Below are 21,461 nucleotides of genomic sequence, written 5' to 3'. Positions count from 1 at the left end.
ATCGTGTGTAGGTGAGGCCGCGGCGCACAGGGACGCCACGACCGGAACGGCGCATCGGCCGGCGCCGGCGGAAAAGGGGCGTGACGCCCCTTTTCCGGCGATGCCTCAGTCGCGCGGTCCTGCGCGGCAGGCACCGGCCGTGGTCTCGAAGCCGTCGGCGAACAGCGTGTCCTCGCAGACGTCGAACACGCGGCCGTAGACCGAGAAGCCGAAGTCGCGCGCGCTGGCGTCGAACTGGTCCGGACATTGCGCGAACGTCGACCAGGCCGTGCATGCGGCGCTCAGCTGACCGCCCGGATTGCGCCAGACCGCCGGCTGGTTCTGCTGCAGCGTGGTCTGGCCCCACAGGCCGATCACCGGCGAGGAGACGTCGACGTCGGCGAACGACCACACCACCCAGTAGGTGCCGGCATCGAGCACGCACGGCGCATCGAGCCAGACGCCGATCTGGTTGGCCGGCTGGTCGAGCACGAAAGCCGGCACGCGCGGCGCCAGGCAGACGATCTCCTCGCCGGGATGGCCGCTGCCGTCGTCGGCGTGGACACGCAGGTTCACGTGCGAGGGGAACGTGCCGCTGGTGCTGTAGGCGGTGAAGTTGAAGCCGGAGACGCGCCAGCCGTCGCTGGCGGTCACGACGAAGTCGTCGGCGCCCTCGGACGACATGCCGGTCACCACGGTCGGCGCGACGACGGTGTTGTTGAACGCGCGCAGCGGCGTGTCGGTGACGCTCTGGTCGTAGAGCACCGCGTCGGAGACGATGAAGCTGACCGGCACCGCGACGTCGGGCTTGCGCGGGTCGGTACTGTGCACGCAGATCGATGCCTGGTAGCGGCCCGGCGCCAGGCCGGTGCCGTCGAACGTCACCGTGACCGACTGACCGGGCGCGCCGGCCGCGATCGAACCGGAGGTCGGCGTCGCCGTCAGCCATGGCACGTCGCCGGGGGCGGCGCAGCCGACGGCCGGCTTGGCCAGCGCGATCGTGCCGACCTGCGTGCCCGGGAAGCCGCCGGTCGGCGGGTAGCTGCCGATCGGCGTCGACAGGCCGCTCAGCGGATCCATGCGGCGCAGTTCGCCGACCGTCACGCCGCTGGAATTGACGTAGGCGGCCGAGTAGTAGAGGACGCCGGTCTGCTGGTCGAACTCCAGATCCTGGAAGCCGGCCAGCTGCAGGCCGAGCGTCTCGATCGGCCGCGCCTGGCCGGTCTTCTTGTCGATCGCGACGAACATCTGGCCGTACAGATCGATGCCGTACATCAGGCCGCCCGGCGAGATCGCCAGCGTGTGGATCGAGTACGGCGGATTGAGACCGGGACCGGTGATGTCGCCGACCTTGGTCGCGCGGCCGCTGGCGAGGTCGATCGTGTAGAGCTTGGCGAACAGGCCGTCGTTGCTGTTGATCGCGTAGACCGTGCCGGTCAGCGGATCCTGGGTCAGGCCGCTCCAGGTCCAGCTGTCGCCGCCGGTGATGCGGCCGAGCTGCGTGAACGCGCCGGTGGCGACGTCGATCGTGCCGTAGGTGCCCGGCGGGTAGGTCCAGCTGTCGTAGACGATCACGTAGAGCTTGGTGAAGTCGTTGCCGATGAACTCGGTGCCGAAGTACCAGGTGTCGACGTCGGCATTGATGATGCTGAAGGTGCCGGTCGGATCGGCGCCGTCGAAGCCGAGGAAGCCGGCGATCGGGCTGGTGCCGTAGAACGGCAGGCTGCCGTTCGGCGCGAGCGGCCGCTGGCCCGGCAGCCACGGCAGTCGCACAGTGCCGGCGTACGTCGAGGCCAGCGAGCCCGGCAGCGCCTCGTTGGCGCCGCCGATCGGCGGCGCGACGTAGCGCGGCGTGCGCGGGAAATGCGCAGTGGTGCCGCCGGGCGCCTCGCCGAGGTTCCAGGCCAGATCGCGCGCACCGACGTTGTCGATCGTCAGCGTCCGCGTCACGCTCGCGCCGGGACCGGCCACGGCCGACAGCGCCGCCGGCGCCACCGCGATCTCGGGAATGCCCGCATCGACGCGCACCGTGTTGCCGGCGGCGGTGCCGCCGATTTCCGGCACGTAGCTCCAGACGATCGACCGGCCCGGCGCCAGCGACGGCTCGCGGAACGAATACTGCGTGTACAGACCAGCCGGATCGCCCTGCAGGCCGACGGTCGCGAACGCGCCGTGGTCGGCTTCGTTGCCGAACGCGGTGTCGGCGTACTCGAAGCGGATCGTGTCGCTGCTTTCCTCGAAGATGACCTGGAAGCGCGCCGTGGTCGTGCTGGCGATGCTGGTGCCCAGATCGTTCCACTGCACGATCAGGCGACGGTTCGGGGCGCTGCCGAGCGTCTGCGCGTAGACGCCGCCGGGTTCACGATCGAGGTCCGACCACATCGGCGCGATCACGGTCGGCACCAGGATGCGGCCGAAGCCGACGTCGACCGGCAGCGGCTCGTTGTAGGCATAGCCATAGTCCGGCGTGGAGCCGGCCTGCGGCGACAGGCAGTCCGGATCGTCGAACAGCATGACGCCGTCGTTGCTGACGCACAGCGCCGAGGAGGTGCGCCCGTAGAAGCGCAGCGGGAACTCGCTGGCGTAGGCGGCCAGATCCGGTGCGGCGTCGAAGCCGATCCGCGTGCCGGTGGCGGCGATGTCGACGAAGCCGGACGCGCCGGTGTCGGCATAGCTGTAGCGCGGCAGCGAGGCGTAGCCGCGCCATGTGGCCGTGCGCTGGGTGTCGCCGCTGGCGACGATCGTGCGCACGCGGCGGTGGGTCTGGCCCGGCGCCAGCGTGATCGGCTCGTACGCCAGGATCGTGCCGTCGAGGCTGTCCTCGAGCGACTGATGCGTCAGCGTCGTCGTGCCGTTGTTGGTCAGCGAGTAGCACAGCAGCACCTGCTCGCCGGTGGTCGCCTCGATCTCGGTGGCCGTGCCGCAGACATCGGGGTCGCCCTGGTACGGCGCGAGCGTCAGGGTCAGCGTGAGATCGGCACCGGCGGGCGCGGCGGACGTGGACACGGTGGCATGGCTCGCCGGCGGTGCAGCCGCCAGCGCCAGCAGCAGCACCGGCGCGGCGGCCAATGCGGCGAAGCGGACAAACGAGAAACGGTTCATGACAACGGTTCTCCCGGGGAGTCGGTAAGCGGAGTCGGCCGGGCGCTCCCGGCAGCCGGAGGGCCCAGCGGCGGCTGATCCGGCCGCCGTCACGTGTGCCGGGCGGTGATCCCGGCCGGATGCGAGATCCGCGGGTGCACCCCGACTTTCGTATATGGGCAGATAGACGTTTAGCCGGCTATCCGATGTAGTCCTCGTTGCTGCACAATGTCGGCATGATGACGGGATGTAAAATATTTAAATCCTGCCTGCGCCATCAGGAAATCCGATGAGCCTGACGCTGCGACAATTGCGCTATGCACAGGCGGCCGCACGCTACGGCAACGTCACGACGGCGGCCAAGGTGCTACACGTGTCGCAGCCGTCGATCTCGATGGCGATCACGCAGATCGAGGAACACTTCGGCAAGCCGGTGTTCGTGCGCCAGCGCGGATCGGGCGTGTCGCTGACCGCGTTCGGCCACGTCGTCATGGCCAAGGCACGCCAGCTGCTGGCCGATGCGGAAACGCTCGAGACCCTCGCCGATGCCGACAGCGGCCTGCGCGGCGAACTGGTGCTGGGCTGCTTCGAGGATCTGGCGCCGTACTGCGTGCCGTCGATCCTGGCGCGGCTGCGCCGCCGCTGTCCGGCGATCGACGTGGTCGTGCGCGAGGAAGGCTTCGACACGATCGGCCGCCATCTCGACGACGGTGCGATCGACCTGGCGATCAGCTACGACCTCGGCCTGCCGGCGAGCTCGACCGCGACGATCCTCTGCGAGCTCGCGCCGCAGGCGCTGCTGCCGGCCGGTCATGCGCTGGCGGAGCGGGCCAGCGTGACGATGGCCGAACTGGCCGGCGAACCGCTGATCCTGACCGACCAGGCGCAGAGCTGGCAGCACGTGCTGGAGCTGTTCCATCTGTGCAACCTGCGCCCGGCGCAGGCGATCCGCACCGGATCGTTCGAGCTGCAGCGCGCGATGGTCGCCAACGGGCTCGGCGTCGCGCTGGCGTACTCGCGCCCGTACGGCGACTTCAGCTACGACGGCCGGCCGCTGCTGCGCCGGCCGATCGCCGATCCGCTGCCGCTGCAGCGGATCGTGATCGCGCAGAAGGCGCGCAATGCGCTGGCGGCGATCCAGATGGTCTTCGTCGAGGAGACCAGGCGCTGGTTCGACGAGGTCTGGCCGACGATCCACGCCGGCGCCGCGCACGTCGCGGCCTGAAGTCCCGGCCGGCCGGAGCGCTGCGCGGACGCGCATCGCGCTGGACGCCGACGCGACATGATCGGCCGCGCGGGACCGGCCGCTGCGGCTCGCGGCGCGTGCCGTGCCGGTCGCGGTCGTCCGCGCAGCGTTGCGGTCGCTAAGGCGCCGCCGGGCGCCGGCCGCTGATCAGGCAGAACGCGACGATGCCGGCGACGATCAGGCAGGCGCCGCCGAGCGCGCGGCCGAGCGGCCAGGCCTCGCCGAGCAGCAGCACGCCGAGCACGGTCGCGAACAGCAGCTCGGCGGCCTGCATCGCCTCGACCGCGGCCAGCGCGGTCGGATCCGCGCGCACCCATTCGGTCGCCGCGAAGAACAGCAGCGTGGCGACCACGCCGGACGCGAGCGCGACACCGGCCGCCGACAGCGTCTGCACCGCCGACGGCGGCCCGGCCTGCAGCCAGCCCCAGCCGGACAGCACGAGCCAGGCCGGCTGGCTCATCAGCGTCATGCCGAACACGCGCTGCAGCGTGGTCAGATGCTGGCCGGTGCGCTCCAGATGAAGCATCAGCATGCGGTTGCCGAGCGGATAGGCGAATGCGGCGACGACGACGCAGCCCAGCGCGATCCACGCGGCGCGGTCGAGCCGGCCGTCGGCATGGTCGATCTGCATCAGCAGCACGCCGGCGACGACGACCAGGCCGGCCGCCAGCGCCGGCAGCGGAATGCGCCGGCGCGCGTCCTCGTAGATCAGCGGCGACATCAGCAGGCCGGCGATCACGGTGATCTGGAAGCTGCCGGCGACCAGCCACGACGGACCGCTGGCCGCGGCATAGGTCAGGCAGGCGCAGAACAGGCCGAAGCCGACCAGGCTCCACAGCAGCCAGATGCCGGGATGGCGGACGATCGCCGCGCGCAGGCCGCCGAGGCCGCCGGCGAACGGCAGCACGGCCGCGAGCAGCGGCAGCGTGATCAGATAGCGCAGCGCCGCCGTCCACGCCCAGTGGCCGCCGCTGGTCGCGGCGAGCCGGTTCAGCACGTAGGTCACCGTGAAGAACAGCGCCGACACCAGCGCGACGCCGATCGCGGCCAGGGCGCGGGCGCGCGTCACGGCGTGCGCGTCCGGCGGCTGCCGCGCAGGCGCTCGATCGGGAAGCTGGCCAGGTCGCCGCCGCGTGTGCGGCGCGGCTGCCCGGCATCGGGTGCGAACGCCTGCGCGTAGATCACCTCGTAGGTCGCCGGCAGGCGGCCGTCGCGGCGGAACGTCTCGTAGGCGGCGATCGCGGCCTGCAGCCGCGCCTTGCCGGTCAGCGCGCGGCTGCGCCCGATGTCGGCATTGGTCGCGCCGATCGCGCGCAGCTCGCGCATCAGCGTCAGCGCGTCGGCATAGGTCAGCGTGAACAGATCGCGCTCGAGCACCGGGTCGCGGAATCCGGCCGCGAGCAGGCCGTCGCCGATCGTCTGCAGATCGAGGAAGCGGCTGACGTGCGGATGATCGTCGACGCGCGAGAACGCCTCGCGCAGTTCGAACAGCGTCTCCGGCCCGAACGTGCTGAACAGCAGCAGGCCGCCGGGCCTGAGCACGCGCCGGAACTCGTCGTAGACGGCGGCCAGATCGCCGCTCCACTGCAGACACAGGCTGGAGTGGATCAGGTCGACGCTGGCATCGGCCAGCGGCAGCGCCTGCGCGTCGCCGGCCACGCGCGCGAACGGCCGCAGCCAGCCGGCATGGCGGCGCGCGGCCTTGAGCATCGGCAGCGCGAGATCGAGCGCGATCACCTGCGCCTTGCTGTAGCGGCGGCGCAGCTGCGCGGTGCCGCGGCCGGTGCCGCTGCCGACGTCGAGCACGACGGCCGGCTGCAGCGGCTGGCCGTCGAGGCGTTCCTGCAGTCGCGACTCGACCTCGGCCTGCAGCACGGCATGCGCCTCGTAGGTGGCCGCGGCGCGGCCGAACGCGCGGCGCACGTGCGCGCGATCGAACGGTCCGCCGTCGTCCGGCCCGCTCATGCGCGCACCTGTGCGTCGACGAAGTCGGCGACGGCATCGGCGACGGCTTGCGGATCGCTCAGGAACGGCGCGTGCCCGGCCGGCAGCTCGAGATAGCGCCCGGCCGGCGCCTGCCCGGCCGACCAGCGCATCGCCGCGGCCGGGATCAGCCGGTCGCGGCGGCCGGCGATCCACAGGCTCGGCACGGCGAGCGCCGGCAACGCCGCGCGCAGGTCGGTGCGGCCGAGGATGTCCAGCCCGTCGCAGAGCACGGCGGCGTCCGGCTCGCCGCGCGCGAATACCTGCTGGCGCAATGCGCGCAGCTCTTGCTGCGCATCGGGCGAACCGAGCGTCTCCAGCGCGAGGAAGCGCTCGATCGTCGCGTGGTAGTCGCGGCCGAGGCCGTCGGCGAACGCACGCAGTACGTCCGGCTCGACGCCGTGCGGCCATTCGGGGCCGACGACGAAGCGCGGACTGGCCGCGATCGCGACCAGGCCGCGCACCGCATCGGGCCGGTCGAGCGCGCCGCGCAGCGCGACCAGGCCGCCGAGCGACCAGCCCAGCCAGACCGCCGGCGGTGTCGCCGCGGCGATCGCCTGCGCGCAGGCGGCCGGCTCGAGTGCGCCGGCGGCGTAGTCGCGGCTCGCGCCGTGACCGGGCAGATCGACCCGGTGCAAGCGGCAGCGCTGCGCGAGCCGCTCGGTCAGCGGCGCGAAGATGCCGCCGTGCATGGCCCAGCCGTGGATCAGGACGAGGTCGGGGCCGTGGCCGATGGTGTCGATATGCATGAGGGATCGTAGGAAAGGAATCGGGAAGTCGCGGTTGCTCGGGCGGGCGCGGTCGTTCGCATCAGCCTGCCGCTGCCCGCAGGCGGCGGATGCGCGGCGCGAGCAGCCGCCACAGATGCTCGGCCTGCCTGCGCAGGCAGCCGTCCAAGCGCAGCCAGCGCGGCCGCCGCGAGCGGCGCAGGATCGCCGCGCGAAGCCAGGCCGGATCGAAGCCGTCCCAGACGCCGGCGGTCGCAACCAAGTTGCTGCGCAGGATCGGATGCACCTCGTGCAGCAGGATCGCGCGCAGCTCGGCCTCCGTATAGGCGGAGGCAGCGGCGTCGCGTGCGGCTGCGTGCACCTCGCGGCGGTAGTCGGTGTCCAGATACAGCCGCGAGTACGCCAGCCAGACCGCCGCGCGCGCCTCGACGTCGCCGGCCGCCGGCTTCATCGCAGCACCGCCTGCAGCGCATCGAGCAGGCGCTCGACCTCGTCGGCCGCGTGCGCGGCGGTCAGCGTGACGCGCAGCCGCGCGCTACCGGCCGGCACCGTCGGCGGGCGGATCGCCGGTACGAAGAAGCCGGCCGTCTCCAGCGCCCGGGCGGCGGTCAGCGCCGCGTCGCTGGCGCCGACCAGGACCGGCTGGATCGGCGTGCGCGAATCGGCCAGCGTCAGTCCGCGATTCGCGGCGCCTTCGCGGAAATGCGCGACATGCGCACTAAGGCGTTCGCGGCGCCAGCCTTCCTCGCGCGCCAGGCGCACCGCGACCCGGGTCGCCGCTGCGAGCGCCGGCGGCGGCGCGGTCGTGTAGACGTGCGGCCGCGCGAACTGCACGAGGCCGTCGATCAGCGCGGCGGATCCCGCGACGAAGGCACCGCCGACGCCGAGCGCCTTGCCGAGCGTGGCCATCAGCACCGGCGCGCGGTCCTGGCCGATGCCGGCCTCGGCCAGACTGCCGGCGCCATCCGGGCCGAGCACGCCGATGCCGTGCGCATCGTCGACCATCAGCACGGCGCCGTGCGCATCGCATGCGGCCGCCAGCGCCGGCAGCGGCGCGACGTCGCCGTCCATGCTGAAGACGCCGTCGGTCGCGAGCAGCGCCGCGGCGGCCGGATCGGAACCGAGCTGGCGCTCGGCCACGGCGACGTCGCCGTGGCGGTAGCGCCGCAGCGTCGCGCCGGACAGCCGCGCGCCGTCGAGCAGGCAGGCATGGTTGAGCTTGTCCTGCACGCACAGATCGCCCGGCTGCAGCAGCGCCTGCAGCGTGCCGAGATTGGCGAGATAGCCGGTCGAGAACAGCAGCGCCCGCTCGCGGCCGGTCCACTGCGCCAGATCGGATTCGAGCGCGGCATGGACCTCGCGATGTCCGCCGAGCAGATGCGCCGCGCCGGCGCCGACACCCCACTGCCGCGCGGCGCCGGCGAGCGCCTCGATCAGTTCCGGGTGCGCGGCCAGGCCGAGATAGTCGTTGCTCGCGAAGCCGGTCAGGCGGCGGCCGTCGATCACCAGGGCGGTGCCGTCGATCGCCTCGACGCTGCGCAGCCGCCGCAGCAGGGCGGCCTGCGCGCGTTCGGCCTGGGCCGCGGCCAGGCGTGCGATCGGATCGGTCCGTCTCATCGCGGCATCTCGCTACGGGAATCCGGCGACGGCCTGGGCGCGCCGCGCAAAGCCAGTAGACTGGCCGCTGCATCCCTCCCGGAGCGGCGTCCATGCATTACGACATCGTCGTGGTCGGCGGCGGCGCCGGCGGCCTCGAACTGGCGGCCCGGCTCGGCCGCGCGCTCGGCCGCCGCGACGGGCCGGCCAGCGTGCTGCTGATCGACCGCTCGGTCTTCCACATCTGGAAGCCGACCCTGCACGAAGTAGCCGCCGGCACGCTCGACGCGCACCAGGAGGGCCTGTCGTACATGATCCTGGCGCGGCGCAACCACTTCAGCTATTCGCCGGGCGAACTGACCGGGCTCGACCCGCGCGCCAAGCGCCTGACGCTCGGCCAGATGCGCGACGAGGACGGCCGCGAGGTGGTGCCCGAGCGCACGATCAGCTACACGCATGCGGTGCTCGCGCTCGGCAGCGGGTCCAACTTCTTCGGTACGCCGGGCGCGGCCGAACACGCCTACGTGCTCGAACGCGCCCGCGACGCGGAGCGCTTCCAGCGCCACCTGCTGGCCGCGTTCACGCGCGCGGCGTTCGCCGATCACCGCAGCCTCGGCGTGGCGATCGTCGGCGCCGGCGCGACCGGCGTGGAGCTGTCGGCCGAGCTGCTCGAAGCGCATAGCCTGCTGCAGGAGGGCTTTCGCGCCGAGCAGCGGTTCCGGCTCGACATCACCCTGGTCGAGGCCGCGCCGCGGATCCTGGCCGGCCTGCCCGAGAAGATCTCGGCGCAGGCGCAGCTGGCGCTGGAACGCAAACAGGTGCGCGTGCTGACCGCGACGCCGGTGACCGAGGTCAAGGCCGATCGGCTGGTCACCGCCGGCGGCGAGATTCCGGCCGACCTGATCGTCTGGGCGGCCGGCATCAAGGCCGCCGATGCGAACGCGCATTTCGGCCTGCCGGTCAACCGCGCCAACCAGTTCGTCGTCGACGACCATCTGCGCACCGGCGCGCCGGATCTGTACGCGCTCGGCGACTGCGCGGCCTGTCCGTGGGGCGAGAAATGGGTGCCGGCGCGCGCGCAGGCCGCGCATCAGCAGGCGGACTATCTGGCCAAGCTGCTGCTGGCGCGGCGGCGCGAGCGCGACCACGACGCGCCGTTCGTCTATCGCGACTTCGGCTCGCTGGTCTCGCTCGGCGAGAACCGCGGCGTCGGCTCGCTGATGGGCGGCCTGGGCGGCCCGAACTTCTTCGTCGAGGGTCTGATCGCCAAGTGGATGTACATATCGCTGCATCTGAATCACCACCGCGCGATCCTCGGCACCGGCAATACGGTCGTGCTGGCGCTGGCGCGGCTGCTGCAACGGCGCGTATCGGGCCGCCTCAAGCTGCACTGACGCCGCGCCGGCGGCGCCGGCCGGAACCTCAGGCCGCCGCGTCCACGCCGCAAGGCTCGACGAGGTCGGCGTGCACGGTGCTGCCGCCGTGGTGGCCGTCGGCGAGCTCGACCTCGAGCAGATGGATGCCGAGCCGTGCGAACAGCGCGCGATCGGCCTCGACGTCCGGATTGCCGGTGGTCAGCAGCTTCTCGCCGTAGAAGATCGAGTTGGCGCCGGCGAAGAAGCACAGCGCCTGCAGCTCGTCGTTCATCTCGGAGCGGCCGGCCGACAGCCGCACCATCGAGGCCGGCATCAGGATCCGCGCGACCGCGATCGTGCGCACGAATTCGAACGGATCGAGCAGCGCGGTGCCGGCCAGCGGCGTGCCCTCGACCTGGACCAGGCGGTTGATCGGCACCGACTGCGGATGCTCGGGCAGCGTCGCCAGCGTGCGCAGCAGGCCGGCGCGCTGCGCGCGCGATTCGCCCATGCCGACGATGCCGCCGCAGCAGGTCTTGAGGCCGGCGTCGCGGACGTGCGACAGCGTGTCGAGGCGGTCCTGGTACGCGCGCGTGGAGATCACGTCGCCGTAGAAGTCCGGCGCGGTATCGAGATTGTGGTTGTAGTAGTCCAGGCCTGCGGCCTTGAGCTGGCGCGCCTGATCGCCGGTCAGCATGCCGAGCGTCGCGCAGGTCTCCATGCCGAGCGATTTGACCGCACCGACGATCGCGGCGACCTTCTCGACGTCGCGATCCTTCAGCGAGCGCCAGGCCGCGCCCATGCAGAAGCGCGTCGCGCCGGCCTCGCGCGCCTGCTGCGCCTTGGCGACCACGGCCGGCAGCGCCATCAGCTTCTCGGCCTGCACGCCGGTCGCGTAGCGCGCGCTCTGCGGGCAGTACGCGCAGTCCTCCGGACAGCCGCCGGTCTTGATCGACAGCAGCGTCGAGACCTGCACCGCATTGGCGTCGTGATGCGCGCGATGGACCTGATGGGCCTGATCGAGCAGGTCGGCGAACGGCCGCTCGAACAACGCGATCGTTTCCTCGAGGGTCCAGTCGTGGCGCAGGGTGGCGGACATGCGGCTTCCGGCTCCGGTACAGTGGGCCGCGAGTCTGGAGGCCGGCACGGAGCGCTGTCAACTTGAGACCGACGATGAAAGTTGACGGCCTGTGGGGCCGCCTGCTGCGGCTCGCGCTGCCGCCGCGCTGCCTGCTCTGCGCGGATGCCGGCGCCGACGGCCGCGACCTGTGCGCCGGCTGCCGCGACGACATGCCGGCCAATACCGCCTGCTGCGCACGCTGCGCGCTGCCGCTGCCGGCCGCGGCCACGCATTGCGGCGCCTGCGTGCGCCGGCCGCCGCCGTTCGATGCGGCCTGGGCCGCGTTCCGTTATGCGCATCCGCTCGACCTGCTCGAGACGCGCTTCAAGTTCGGCGGCGATCTGGCCGCTGGCCGCGTGCTGGCCGAGCTGATGATCGCGCGCTTCGAACGCGACCCGCCCGCGCGACCGCAGGCACTGCTGTGCGTGCCGCTGCATGCCGGCCGGCTGCGCCGGCGCGGCTACAACCAGGCGCTGGAGCTGGCGCGGCCGCTGGCGCGCGCGCTCGGCCTGCCGTTCGCGCCCGACGCGCTCGCGCGCCGGCGCGCGACGAGCGCGCAGACCGGCCTGGACGGCGCGGCGCGGCGGCGCAATCTGCGCGGCGCGCTCGCGCTGCGGCCGGGTCACACGCTGCCGGCCCACGTGGCGGTGCTCGACGACGTCATGACCACCGGCGCCACGCTCGGCGAATGCGCGCGCGTCTTGCGCGCGGCCGGCGTCGAGCGCGTCGACGTCTGGGCACTGGCGCGCGCACCGTGAGGCACGCTGCCCTCGCTCTCGCGGCGCCTGGTGAGCCTATTCGGCATCGTTTCACGCCTTTCACCGACACGACTCGTCGAAGGAGCTGCTCCATGTCGTCCATCCGTCAATCCCTGTTGCACGGCATCTGGTGCGTCGCGCTGACCGCATTCATGACCGCCGCACCGGCTCAGGTTCATGCGCAATGGACCGTCACCGGCGTCGAGGTGCCGTCGCTGGCCGCATTCGACCAGCAGATGCAGCAGCTGATGACCGCGCGCAACGTGCCGTCCGGCGCGTTGGCGGTTGCCTGGCAGGGCCGGCTCGTGTTCGCGCGCGGCTATTCGCTGAATCCGGGGCCTGCGGACATCGTCACCCAGCCCGATTCGCTGTTCCGCATCGCCAGCTGCAGCAAGCCGATCACCTCGACCCTGGTCAATCGCCTGATCCAGGACGGCGCGCTCGCGCTCGACGACACGATCGGCCAGTACGTGGACCTGACGCCGCGGCCCGGCACGAGCGCCGACCCGCGCCTGGCGACGGTGACCGTGCGCAACCTGCTCGAGATGCTCGGCGGCTTCGGCGATCCGGCCACGCTCGGCTACGACCCGGTGTTCCGCGATCGCATCGTCGCGCAGGGTCTGGGCATCGCGCTGCCGGTCTCGCACGCCGACGTGATCCGCTACCAGAGCGGCGTGGCGCTGGCCTCGACGCCCGGAACCACGTACCAGTACAGCAACTACGGCTACAAGCTGCTCGGCCGCGTCATCGAAGCCGCCAGCGGCATGCCGTACGAGCGCTACGCACGACGCGTGCTGAACCCGATCGGCCTGTGGAACCTGCGTCTGGCGCGCGCGCGCCAGGACGAGCGCGCACCCGGCGAGGTCGCCTACTACTCCGGCGGACAGGCCACGAGCGTGATCGACGACAGCGGCACGCTGCGGCCATGGGAGTACGGCGGCTCGATCAACCAGGACACGATGGACGCCTATGGCGGCTGGGTCGCCTCGGCGCCGGAGCTGCTGCGCTGGATGACCAATCTGGACGCGCCGAACGCGCCGGACGCGATCCTCGATCAGACCTCGCTCGACCGCATGTTCGCGCTGCCGCAGAATTTTCCGCTGCCCTATACGCCCGGCAGCTACTACTACGCCAGCGGCTGGTCGGTGCGCGATTACGGCGCGCAAGGCCGCACGACGTTCCATGCCGGCAGCCTGCCGTCGACAGCCAGCTACATCGTGCGCTACCGCAACGGCTTCTCGATCGTGATCCTGCTGAACCGCCGCAACGAGAACAATCCGGACGACACGACCAATGCGATGGACACCGCGATCTGGGCCGCCTACGGCCAGGTCTCGAGCTGGCCGGCGCACGACCTGTTCCCGCAGGTACTGCCGACGCTGATGCGCGACGGCTTCGATTGACCGATGCGGCGCGCCGCTTGGTCAGCCGATCGCCAGGGCCAGCAGCAGGCCGGCCCAAAGCACGAAGCCGACCCAGTTGTTGTTTCGGAAAGCGGCCAGGCAGCGCTCGCGCGCACGCTCGCGCATCGTCCACTGCTGCCACGCGAACAGGCACGAGGCCGCGGCCAGGCCGGCGAAGTACGGCCACGCCAGCGCCGCGCGCGTGCCGGCCAGCAGCATCGCGAACACGAACGTCACCATCAGTACGCCGAGGATCGGCAGGTCCGCATCGCCGAACAGGATCGCGGTCGAGCGCGCACCGACGCGGATGTCCTCGTCGCGGTCGACCATCGCGTACTCGGTGTCGTAGATGACCGAGAACAGCACGTTGGCGAGGAACAGCAGCCAGCACAGCGGCGGCAGCGTGCCGGTCACGGCCGCGAACGCCATCGGGATCGACCAGCCGAACGCCGCGCCGAGCACGACCTGGGCCAGGTGGGTGACGCGCTTGGTGAACGGATAGATCGCCGCCAGCGCCGCACCGACGAACGACAGCAGGATCGTGAGCCGGTTCGTGAACAGCACTAGGGCGAACGCGAGCACGAGCAAACCGCCGAACAGCAGCAGGGCTTCCTTGCGCGAGACCCGACCGGCCGCCATCGGCCGGCCGCGGGTGCGCTCGACGCGCGCGTCGAGCCAGTCGTGATCGGCATAGTCGTTGATGACGCAGCCGGCCGCGCGCATCACGAACACGCCGAGCGTGAAGATCACCAGCAGGCCGACCGGCGGGAAGTCGCCGGCGGCGAACCATAGCGCCCACCAGGTCGGCCACAGCAGCAGCAGCGCGCCGATCGGCCGATCCATCCGCATCAGGACCAGGTACTCGCGGATGCGCGCACGATGGCGCTCGGGCAGGTACCCGATCAGGACATCGATCACGCGCTGCGAGCGCGTGGACGTATCGGCCGGCTGCCGGTCGGCCGAAGACGGCGGCGCAGCCGGCGCCGCTTGCGCGCGTACCCAAGGCGGCTCGATCTCGCGGGCCGGTCGCGTCGGCCCGGGTGCGGGCGCGCGCGGCGCGGCGATCGTCGCGCCACGCGCCGGTTGCGCCGGTTGCGCCGGCTGCGTCGGCTGCGTCGGCTGCGTCGGCTGCGTCGGCTGCGCGATGCGCGCCGACGCAGCCGGCGGACGGCGCACGGCAGGGCGCGGCGGGTCCGGTGTCGCCGTGGCGGGCCGTGTTGCGGACGGTTCGGATCGATCGGTCGATGCCGGCTCGCCGCGGCGGTTGCGTGGCGCAGCGACGCGGCGCGCGGGCGCCCCATCGGCCGCTGCCTCGCCGCTGCCGCGCGCGCGCGGCGCAGCGCGGCGGCGCGGCGCGTCCGCGACTTCGCCCGCTGCCGCAATCGGCGCCGGCGTGGCCGCATCGGCAGCCGGCGCGACACGTGTACGCGGTTTGCGCGGAGCCGGCGCCTCGGTCGGCGCCGCGTCGGTCGCGGCCGGCGTCACGACCGGCGAGGACGTCGCGCGGCGCGGCGCGCGCGGCCGCTTCGGTGGTGGTGGCGGGGTGTCTTCCATGCGGCAAGTGTAGGGCTTCGCTCCGGATCCGACACGCGCCAGCACACGGGCCGCAGCGGCGTTTGGGCTATCCTCCGCGGCTGCCAGAACCGATCGGATTCCAGCCGTGACACGCCTCCTTCCCTTGCGTTACCTGTGCTTCGCGCTGGCGATCGCCGCGCTGATCGCCGGACTCGCCGGCTGGACGCACGGCATCGGCTGGCGCGTGCTGGCCGCGGTCGGTGCGCTGCTGACGGCACTGGGCGTCTACGACCTGATCCAGGTGCGGCACACGCTGCGTCGCAACTATCCGATCATCGGCCGGCTGCGCTATCTGTTCGAGGCGGTGCGGCCGATGATGCGCCAGTACGTCGTCGAATCGGACGAGGACGAGGTACCGTTCTCGCGCGATCAGCGCGCGATCGTCTACCAGCGCGCCAAGCGCGAGCTGGAGACGCGCGCGTTCGGCACCGAGCGCGGCGTCTATCGCGGCGACTACGAGTGGATCAACCATTCGATGGCGCCGGCCCTGATCGATGGGCACGACTTCCGCGTACCGGTCGGCGGCACCGACTGCACGCAGCCGTATTCGGCCAGCGTATTCAATATTTCGGCGATGAGCTTCGGCTCGCTGTCGCCGAACGCGATCCGCGCGCTCAACGAGGGCGCGCGCCGCGGTGGCTTCTATCACGACACCGGCGAAGGCTCGCTGTCCTCGTATCACCGCGAGAACGGCGGCGACATCGTCTGGGAGCTCGGCTCGGGGTACTTCGGCGCCTGCGAGCGCGCCGGCGTGTTCAGTGCCGAGCGCTTCGTCGAGCGCGCGCAGCTGGCGCAGGTCAAGATGATCGAGATCAAGCTCTCGCAGGGCGCCAAGCCGGGCCACGGCGGCGTGCTGCCGGCGGCCAAGGTCACGCGCGAGATCGCGCTGACGCGCGGCGTGCCGGAGGGCGAGGACTGCGTCTCGCCGGCGCGCCATTCGGCGTTCGACACGCCGGAGGGCCTGCTGCGCTTCGTCGCGCAGCTGCGCACGCTGTCGGGCGGCAAGCCGACCGGCTTCAAGCTCGCGATCGGCCATCCCTGGGAGTGGTTCGGCATCGCCAAGGCCATGGTCAGCACCGGCATCCGGCCGGACTTCATCGTCGTCGACGGCGGCGAAGGCGGCACCGGCGCGGCGCCGATGGAGTTTGCCGATCACGTCGGCGCGCCGCTGCGCGAGGCGCTGCTGCTGGTGCACAACACGCTGGTCGGCCTCGGCCTGCGCGACCGGATCCGCATCGGCGCGGCCGGCAAGATCATCACGGCGTTCGACATCGCGCGCACGCTCGCGCTCGGCGCGGACTGGTGCAATGCCGCGCGCGGCTTCATGTTCGCGCTGGGCTGCCTGCAGTCGCAGGCCTGCCATACCGATCACTGCCCGACCGGCGTCGCCACGCAGGATCCGCGGCGCTGGAAATCGCTGGCGGTGTCCGACAAGGCCGAGCGCGTCAGGAATTTCCATCAGGGCACGCTGCACGCGCTCAAGGAACTGGTCGCCGCGGCCGGGCTGCATCATCCGGGCGAGCTCGGTCCCGAGCACATCATCCGTCGCGTGTCCGGCAACGAAGTCCGCTCGCTGGCGACGCTCTACCCGTTCGTCCGGCCCGGCGAGCTGCTCGAGCAGGTGCCCGGGCACGCCGTGTTCCAGCGCTTCTGGGAAGAGGCGCGTCCCGACAGCTTCAGCCCGCCGCCGGGCATATCGGAGCTGCGCTGGAGCAAGCTGCGCTGATGCGCCGAGCGGCGATGCCGGGGGCGGCGGTCGTGGTCTAATCCGGGGCTCGCCCTTCTGTCAGGACTGCCTCCCGTGACGCCCGAATCGGCCCAACCGACGATCGAAATCCGCGTTCTCGACGAACGCCTGCATCAGTGGGGTCTGCCGCGCTACCAGAGCGCGCAGGCAGCCGCGATCGACCTGATCGCCTGCGTCGAGGCGCCGCTGCGGATCGAGCCGCAGGCGCCGGCCGTATTGATCCCGACCGGCATCGCGATGCACATGAATTCGGACCACCTGTGCGCGATGATCGTCGCGCGCTCGGGCCTGGGTCACAAGAAGGGGCTGGTGCTCGGCAACGGCACCGGCATCGTCGACGCCGACTACATGGCCGAGTGCTTCGTCAGCGTCTGGAATCGCAATCCGGCGGGCCTGGCCGATGCCGCGATCACGATCGAGCCGGGCGATCGCATCGCGCAGATGCTGTTCGTCCCGGTGCTGCGTCCGCGGTTCACGCTGGTGTCGACATTCTCCGACAGCAGCGAACGCGGCCTCGGCGGCTTCGGCTCGACCGGCGTCGGCAGCGCGCCGGCCTGATCGCGCGTTCGACCGGCACGGCCGGAGCAGTAGAATGGCCGGCGATGGATGCCGGGCCGGTCTCGGAACCGGCCAGGTCAGCGGGGCACACTGAGGCGATACCGGAGCGGCCGGCAGCGCCGGCTCCGGAGTCCGGGGAGGGGAGCATGGGCAGCGAAGAACCAGCTAAGGCCAGGCGGCGACTGCCGCGTCTGCGGTACCGTCCGGATCCCCGCGTGCTGCTCGGCGTGGCGGCCGCGACCGCATTGTTCGTCCTGGCCGGATTCCTGGCCTGGCAGACCTGGCTGATCATGCGCGAACGCAGTGGATCGGAGGCCGCAGATCGCCTGCGCAGCGAACTGGTCGCCGAGTTCGGCAAGCAGATCGCCGAGCGGCGGCGCGACATCGAGTCGGCGCTGGCCAGCCCGCCGCTCGCGCGCCTGTTCGAATCGCCGGTGCCGGACCTGAACATGGCAACGGGCCTGCTGAAGGCCTCGGTGTCGGACGTCGGTACGGTGCGCTTCTACGACGCCGCGCTGGGCTCGGTGCTGGTCGACGACCTCGCCGCCGTCGGCTACGCGCGGGCGGCCCTGCTGATGCGCGCACAGTCCGATGCCGCCCCGACCGTCGCGGCGCTGCGCCAGGAGAAAGGCAAACCGCCGGTGCTGCTGCAGGTCTGGCCGGTCGGCGGCCAGTCCGGCGAACCGACCCGGGCCTATCTGCTGGCCGAGTGGCCCGCGCAGGAGCTGCTCGACCGCTTCTCGGCCGCGCCGCTGGTCGGCGCGCGCCTGGAGCTGCGCCAGGGCGACGGCCGCAGCGACCAGCTTCTGCGCGCGATCGGCGAAGGCGAGGCCAGCGGGCTGGCCGATGCCGGCCAGCCGATCGCCGGCTCGGACCTGCGCATCGGCAAGGCGCCGCCGAACTATTTCATAACGGTGCCTCGGTCACCCTTGCTGGTTTCGGCGCTGACGCTGCTGTGCCTGCTCGGCGGACTGGCCGCGCTGTGGCTGCGCAAGGCCGGTATCGAGCGAGCGATGGGCCTGCTGCGCCGCCAACCCCATTCTGAGGAGAGTACGCTTTTGTCCGACGTCATCAAGCAGCAGCCCAAGCCGGAGCTCCCGGCATCGGTCCCGGCGGCTCCCGCCACGGCGGCAGCCGCGCCGAATCCGGCAGCCGAGGACAGCTGGGCCGATCCGAGCATTTTCCGGACCTACGACATCCGCGGCGTGGTCGGCCAGACGCTGACGCGCAGCGTGGCGCGCGCGATCGGCCGCGCGATCGGCAGCGAGGCGCGCGCGCGCGGCCTGAGCGAGATCGTCGTCGGCCGCGACGGCCGGCTGTCGGGCCCTGAACTTTCCGCCGCGCTGATCGAGGGCCTGCGCGCGAGCGGTCTGGACGTCATCGACATCGGCCTGGCGCCGACGCCGGTGGTCTATTTCGCGTGCTACCACCTCAATACCGGATCCGGCGTCGCCGTGACCGGCAGCCACAACCCGCCCGACTACAACGGCTTCAAGATCGTGCTCGGCGGCGAGACGCTGGCCGAGGCGGCGATCCAGAAGCTGTACGAGCGCATCCGCGACGAGGACTACGTCGACGGCAGCGGCGGCCTGCAAAGCCTGGACGTCACCCGCGAGTACATCGACCGGATCGCCGACGACATCCAGGTGCAGCGCCGGCTCAAGGTCGTCGTCGACTGCGGCAACGGCGTGCCCGGCGCGATCGCCCCGCCAGTGCTCGAGGCGATCGGCTGCGAGGTCATGCCGCTGTATTGCGACGTCGACGGCACGTTCCCGAACCATCATCCGGACCCGTCGGAACTGCACAACCTGCAGGATCTGATCCTGACCGTGAAGAACACCAATGCCGACGTCGGCCTCGCGTTCGACGGCGACGGCGACCGGCTCGGCGTCGTGACCAAGACCGGCGAGGTGATCTTCCCCGACCGCCTGCTGATGCTGTTCGCGGCCGACGTGCTGACGCGCGTACCGGGCGCGACGATCATTTACGACGTCAAGTGCACCGGCAAGCTGCAGCAGAACGTGCTGCAGAACGGCGGCGTGCCGCTGATGTGGAAGACCGGCCACTCGCTGATCAAGTCGAAGATGCGCGACACCGGCGCCGAGCTCGCCGGCGAGATGAGCGGCCATTTCTTCTTCAAGGAACGCTGGTACGGCTTCGACGACGGCATCTACGCCGCGGCGCGGCTGATGGAGATCCTCGCCGGCGACCTCGAGGAGCGCACGCCGAAGGAGATCTTCGATGCGCTGCCGAACAGCGTCTCGACGCCCGAGCTCAAGATTCCGATGCAGGAGGGCCAGACGCACCGGTTCATCGCCACGTTCCAGAGCAAGGCCGTCTTCGACGGCGCGCGCCTGACGACGATCGACGGCGTGCGCGCCGACTGGCCGGACGGCTGGGGCCTGGTGCGGGCGTCGAACACCACGCCGGTGCTGGTACTGCGTTTCGATGCCGACAGCGCCGATGCGCTGCGGCGCATCCAGGATGCGTTCCGCACGCAGCTGCTGGCGATCGAGCCGGAGCTCAAGCTGCCGTTCTGAGCGGGGTGCCGGGCGGTCCGACGCTCAGGCGGCTCAGGCGGCTCAGGCGGCTCAGGCGGCTCAGGCGATGACGAGGATTTCATTCATCGCCGCCTGAGCGCTCGTCGCCGGGGGTCATGGCGTCGGCGAGAGCCGATCGGCGATTCGAACGCGACGTCGCGGCGCATACGCCAGGGTCGACCCGCTGCGTATGCGGCGAAACCTCGGGATTCGGTCGATGGCGGCATTCGGCATCGATGCCGCGCTCAGGAGAACGGTCGGCCCAATGCGCCAAGCGGCCTCAGCGCTGCTGTTCTTCCTGCGCGAGCTTGAGCTTGCGGTAGTGCGCAGCGTCGGCCTCGAAGCGCTCGGCGGTCTCGACGCGTTCCTGCTCCTTGCGTGCGATCAGCTTGCGATGCGTGTCGATCTGTTCGCGCAGATCCAGGATCCGGTTGGTCAGGTTGATCGGCACCGGCTTGCCGGCCTGCTCGAGTTCGTCGGCATGCGCCAGCTGGTCGGCCAAGGTGCCTTCCTGACTGCGCAGACTGATGCGCGCGGCCTTGATCGTCTGGTCGAGCAGGTCGAGCTGCTGCTGCTGGGTCCGCTGCAGGTCCGCTTCGGTCGGGAACGCGATCAGCATCTGCGAGTCGGAGCGGCTGCGCAGCGCGGCCTCCTGCAGGTCGGCCTGGGCCTTGGCCTGGGCGGCACGCGCGGCGGCCAGCTCCTCGGCGGTCTTGGCGCGCTCGACGCGACGGATCACGATGCCCTGCGGGCTGATCACCTCGTAGCCCAGGCGAATTGCCTCGGAGGTCGGCACGTCGGCGTAGTGCAGCTTGCCCTCACCATCACGCCACTTGTAGCGGTTGTGATCGGGCACCGACGAGCGCTGCGCCGCCGCCGACTGGACGACCGCCAGCAATACCCACAGCAATGTCGACGCGATTCCCCTGTACGACACCATGTCCACCTCCAGACCCGCCGAGTATAGGCGACGGCGCCGAGCCGGCGCGGAACCCTCGTCACACCCCGTATCGCGCACGATAGGCGGCCAGCTCGGACCGATGGGCGGCGAGGTCGGCGCGTTCGTCGGCGAACGCGAGCAGATCGCCGAGCGTCGCGATCGCGATGACCGCAATGCCGTAGGCCTCGGCGACCTCCTGGGCCGCCGAGCGCTCGCCCTGGCCCTTCTCCTGACGATCGAGTGCGATCAGCACGCCGGCCGGCGTCGCGCCGGCGGCTGCGATCATCGCCAGCGACTCGCGAATCGCGGTGCCCGCGGTGATCACGTCGTCGACGATCAGCACGCGGCCAGTCAGCGGCGCGCCGACCAGCAGGCCGCCCTCGCCATGGTCCTTGGCTTCCTTGCGATTGTAGGTATACGGCACGTCGCGGCCGTGATGATCGGCCAGCGCCGCGGCCGTGACCGCGGCCAGCGCGATGCCCTTGTAGGCCGGTCCGAACAGTCCGTCGAACGCCAGGCCCGAATCGACGGCCGCCTGCGCATAGGATCGTCCGAGCGTGGCCAGCGCCGATCCGGAATCGAACAGGCCGGCATTGAAGAAGTACGGACTGATGCGCCCGGACTTGAGCGTGAACTGGCCGAAGCGCAGCGCATGGCGCTCCAGCGCGAGCTCGAGGAACCGACGTTGATGAGGGAGCACGGGACGATCTGTGGCAGCGGGGAAGCAGAAAGATAGCAGTTCGCGCCGGTCCGAGGGCTTGGGGAGGAGTGGAGCGGCAGGCCGGGTTGGGGGCGGCAGGGGTGGTGGCTGCGGCAGGCCGGGCGGCGAGGCAACAAAAAACCCCCGCCTTT

General features: G+C 71.4%; 18 protein-coding genes. 8 read left to right on the top strand and 10 right to left on the bottom strand.

Annotation, left to right across the window (positions count from 1 at the left end; genetic code table 11):
* Window positions 1-105: 105 nt before the first annotated feature.
* Complete coding sequence (locus VMR06_RS12475) at window positions 106-3,081, bottom strand: hypothetical protein (protein ID WP_325376798.1); 2,976 nt, start codon at window positions 3,079-3,081, stop codon at window positions 106-108.
* Between the two features lie 268 nt (window positions 3,082-3,349).
* Between VMR06_RS12475 and VMR06_RS12470 the strand changes: the two genes are divergently transcribed.
* The gene (locus VMR06_RS12470; protein ID WP_325376797.1) at window positions 3,350-4,285 is read left to right on the top strand and encodes a LysR substrate-binding domain-containing protein; all 936 of its coding nucleotides are present in this window, start codon (window positions 3,350-3,352) and stop codon (window positions 4,283-4,285) included.
* Window positions 4,286-4,424: 139 nt separating this feature from the next.
* Here the strand turns inward: VMR06_RS12470 and VMR06_RS12465 are convergent, their stop codons facing one another.
* The 5 genes from VMR06_RS12465 to bioF form a co-directional block, all read right to left on the bottom strand.
* Window positions 4,425-5,375 (bottom strand): multidrug resistance efflux transporter family protein, encoded by a 951-nt coding sequence (locus VMR06_RS12465; protein ID WP_325376796.1) that lies wholly within the window; start codon window positions 5,373-5,375, stop codon window positions 4,425-4,427.
* A complete protein-coding gene (gene bioC / locus VMR06_RS12460) occupies window positions 5,372-6,271 on the bottom strand; it encodes a malonyl-ACP O-methyltransferase BioC (RefSeq protein WP_325376795.1) in 900 nt (299 codons plus the stop codon). The genes VMR06_RS12465 and bioC overlap by 4 nt, the downstream gene beginning before the upstream one ends.
* Window positions 6,268-7,038: a pimeloyl-ACP methyl ester esterase BioH gene (gene bioH, locus VMR06_RS12455; RefSeq protein ID WP_325376794.1), complete on the bottom strand. Its 771-nt coding sequence runs from the start codon at window positions 7,036-7,038 to the stop codon at window positions 6,268-6,270. Before bioH ends, bioC begins: the two co-directional genes overlap by 4 nt.
* Window positions 7,039-7,099: 61 nt before the next feature.
* Window positions 7,100-7,468 carry a DUF7079 family protein gene (locus VMR06_RS12450; protein ID WP_325376793.1) on the bottom strand — a complete coding sequence of 123 codons (369 nt, stop codon included), beginning with the start codon at window positions 7,466-7,468 and terminating at the stop codon, window positions 7,100-7,102.
* Entirely contained in the window at window positions 7,465-8,634 is a 1,170-nt protein-coding gene (gene bioF / locus VMR06_RS12445; protein ID WP_325376792.1) for an 8-amino-7-oxononanoate synthase, read from the bottom strand. The genes VMR06_RS12450 and bioF overlap by 4 nt, the downstream gene beginning before the upstream one ends.
* Before the next feature lie 92 nt (window positions 8,635-8,726).
* Between bioF and VMR06_RS12440 the strand changes: the two genes are divergently transcribed.
* Window positions 8,727-10,007: an NAD(P)/FAD-dependent oxidoreductase gene (locus VMR06_RS12440; protein ID WP_325376790.1), complete on the top strand. Its 1,281-nt coding sequence runs from the start codon at window positions 8,727-8,729 to the stop codon at window positions 10,005-10,007.
* 28 nt (window positions 10,008-10,035) lie between these two features.
* Here VMR06_RS12440 and bioB read toward each other — a convergent pair whose 3' ends face one another.
* Window positions 10,036-11,067: a biotin synthase BioB gene (gene bioB / locus VMR06_RS12435; protein WP_325376788.1), complete on the bottom strand. Its 1,032-nt coding sequence runs from the start codon at window positions 11,065-11,067 to the stop codon at window positions 10,036-10,038.
* Between the two features lie 74 nt (window positions 11,068-11,141).
* On the opposite strand from bioB, the gene VMR06_RS12430 reads away from it, so the two are divergent.
* Window positions 11,142-11,846: a ComF family protein gene (locus VMR06_RS12430; protein ID WP_325376786.1), complete on the top strand. Its 705-nt coding sequence runs from the start codon at window positions 11,142-11,144 to the stop codon at window positions 11,844-11,846.
* Window positions 11,847-11,938: 92 nt separating this feature from the next.
* Entirely contained in the window at window positions 11,939-13,249 is a 1,311-nt protein-coding gene (locus tag VMR06_RS12425) for a serine hydrolase domain-containing protein (protein WP_325376784.1), read from the top strand.
* A gap of 21 nt (window positions 13,250-13,270) precedes the next feature.
* Here the strand turns inward: VMR06_RS12425 and ubiA are convergent, their stop codons facing one another.
* Window positions 13,271-14,167: a 4-hydroxybenzoate octaprenyltransferase gene (ubiA, locus tag VMR06_RS12420; RefSeq protein ID WP_325376782.1), complete on the bottom strand. Its 897-nt coding sequence runs from the start codon at window positions 14,165-14,167 to the stop codon at window positions 13,271-13,273.
* Window positions 14,168-14,180: 13 nt separating this feature from the next.
* Between ubiA and VMR06_RS12415 the strand changes: the two genes are divergently transcribed.
* From VMR06_RS12415 to VMR06_RS12400, 4 genes are all read left to right on the top strand, one after another.
* Window positions 14,181-14,816, top strand: coding sequence for a hypothetical protein (locus VMR06_RS12415; RefSeq protein WP_325376780.1), 636 nt, complete (start codon window positions 14,181-14,183; stop codon window positions 14,814-14,816).
* Window positions 14,817-14,909: 93 nt separating this feature from the next.
* The gene (locus tag VMR06_RS12410) at window positions 14,910-16,550 is read left to right on the top strand and encodes an FMN-binding glutamate synthase family protein (protein WP_414648126.1); all 1,641 of its coding nucleotides are present in this window, start codon (window positions 14,910-14,912) and stop codon (window positions 16,548-16,550) included.
* A gap of 75 nt (window positions 16,551-16,625) precedes the next feature.
* A complete protein-coding gene (gene dut / locus VMR06_RS12405) occupies window positions 16,626-17,129 on the top strand; it encodes a dUTP diphosphatase (RefSeq protein WP_325376778.1) in 504 nt (167 codons plus the stop codon).
* A gap of 215 nt (window positions 17,130-17,344) precedes the next feature.
* Complete coding sequence (locus VMR06_RS12400; protein ID WP_325376776.1) at window positions 17,345-19,669, top strand: phosphomannomutase/phosphoglucomutase; 2,325 nt, start codon at window positions 17,345-17,347, stop codon at window positions 19,667-19,669.
* A gap of 280 nt (window positions 19,670-19,949) precedes the next feature.
* Here the strand turns inward: VMR06_RS12400 and VMR06_RS12395 are convergent, their stop codons facing one another.
* Complete coding sequence (locus tag VMR06_RS12395; protein ID WP_325376774.1) at window positions 19,950-20,609, bottom strand: DUF4124 domain-containing protein; 660 nt, start codon at window positions 20,607-20,609, stop codon at window positions 19,950-19,952.
* Window positions 20,610-20,667: 58 nt separating this feature from the next.
* On the bottom strand, window positions 20,668-21,309 hold the full coding sequence (gene pyrE, locus VMR06_RS12390; RefSeq protein ID WP_325376772.1) for an orotate phosphoribosyltransferase: 642 nt from the start codon (window positions 21,307-21,309) through the stop codon (window positions 20,668-20,670).
* Between the last annotated feature and the right edge of the window lie 152 nt (window positions 21,310-21,461).

It is taken from the genome of Dokdonella sp. (assembly GCF_035511235.1).
Taxonomy (GTDB): domain Bacteria; phylum Pseudomonadota; class Gammaproteobacteria; order Xanthomonadales; family Rhodanobacteraceae; genus Dokdonella.
Note: the sequence above shows the minus strand (reverse complement) of the source record. Positions and strands in the feature narration are given on the sequence as shown.

Excerpts from the sequence above, each read along its gene's own strand:
- VMR06_RS12475 (WP_325376798.1), bottom strand. The coding sequence starts at position 3,081 with ATGAACCGTTTCTCGTTTGTCCGCTTCGCCGCATTGGCCGCCGCGCCG.
- VMR06_RS12470 (WP_325376797.1), top strand. The coding sequence starts at position 3,350 with ATGAGCCTGACGCTGCGACAATTGCGCTATGCACAGGCGGCCGCACGC.
- bioC (WP_325376795.1), bottom strand. The coding sequence starts at position 6,271 with ATGAGCGGGCCGGACGACGGCGGACCGTTCGATCGCGCGCACGTGCGC.
- bioH (WP_325376794.1), bottom strand. The coding sequence starts at position 7,038 with ATGCATATCGACACCATCGGCCACGGCCCCGACCTCGTCCTGATCCAC.
- VMR06_RS12450 (WP_325376793.1), bottom strand. The coding sequence starts at position 7,468 with ATGAAGCCGGCGGCCGGCGACGTCGAGGCGCGCGCGGCGGTCTGGCTG.
- bioF (WP_325376792.1), bottom strand. The coding sequence starts at position 8,634 with ATGAGACGGACCGATCCGATCGCACGCCTGGCCGCGGCCCAGGCCGAA.
- VMR06_RS12440 (WP_325376790.1), top strand. The coding sequence starts at position 8,727 with ATGCATTACGACATCGTCGTGGTCGGCGGCGGCGCCGGCGGCCTCGAA.
- bioB (WP_325376788.1), bottom strand. The coding sequence starts at position 11,067 with ATGTCCGCCACCCTGCGCCACGACTGGACCCTCGAGGAAACGATCGCG.
- VMR06_RS12430 (WP_325376786.1), top strand. The coding sequence starts at position 11,142 with ATGAAAGTTGACGGCCTGTGGGGCCGCCTGCTGCGGCTCGCGCTGCCG.
- VMR06_RS12425 (WP_325376784.1), top strand. The coding sequence starts at position 11,939 with ATGTCGTCCATCCGTCAATCCCTGTTGCACGGCATCTGGTGCGTCGCG.
- VMR06_RS12395 (WP_325376774.1), bottom strand. The coding sequence starts at position 20,609 with ATGGTGTCGTACAGGGGAATCGCGTCGACATTGCTGTGGGTATTGCTG.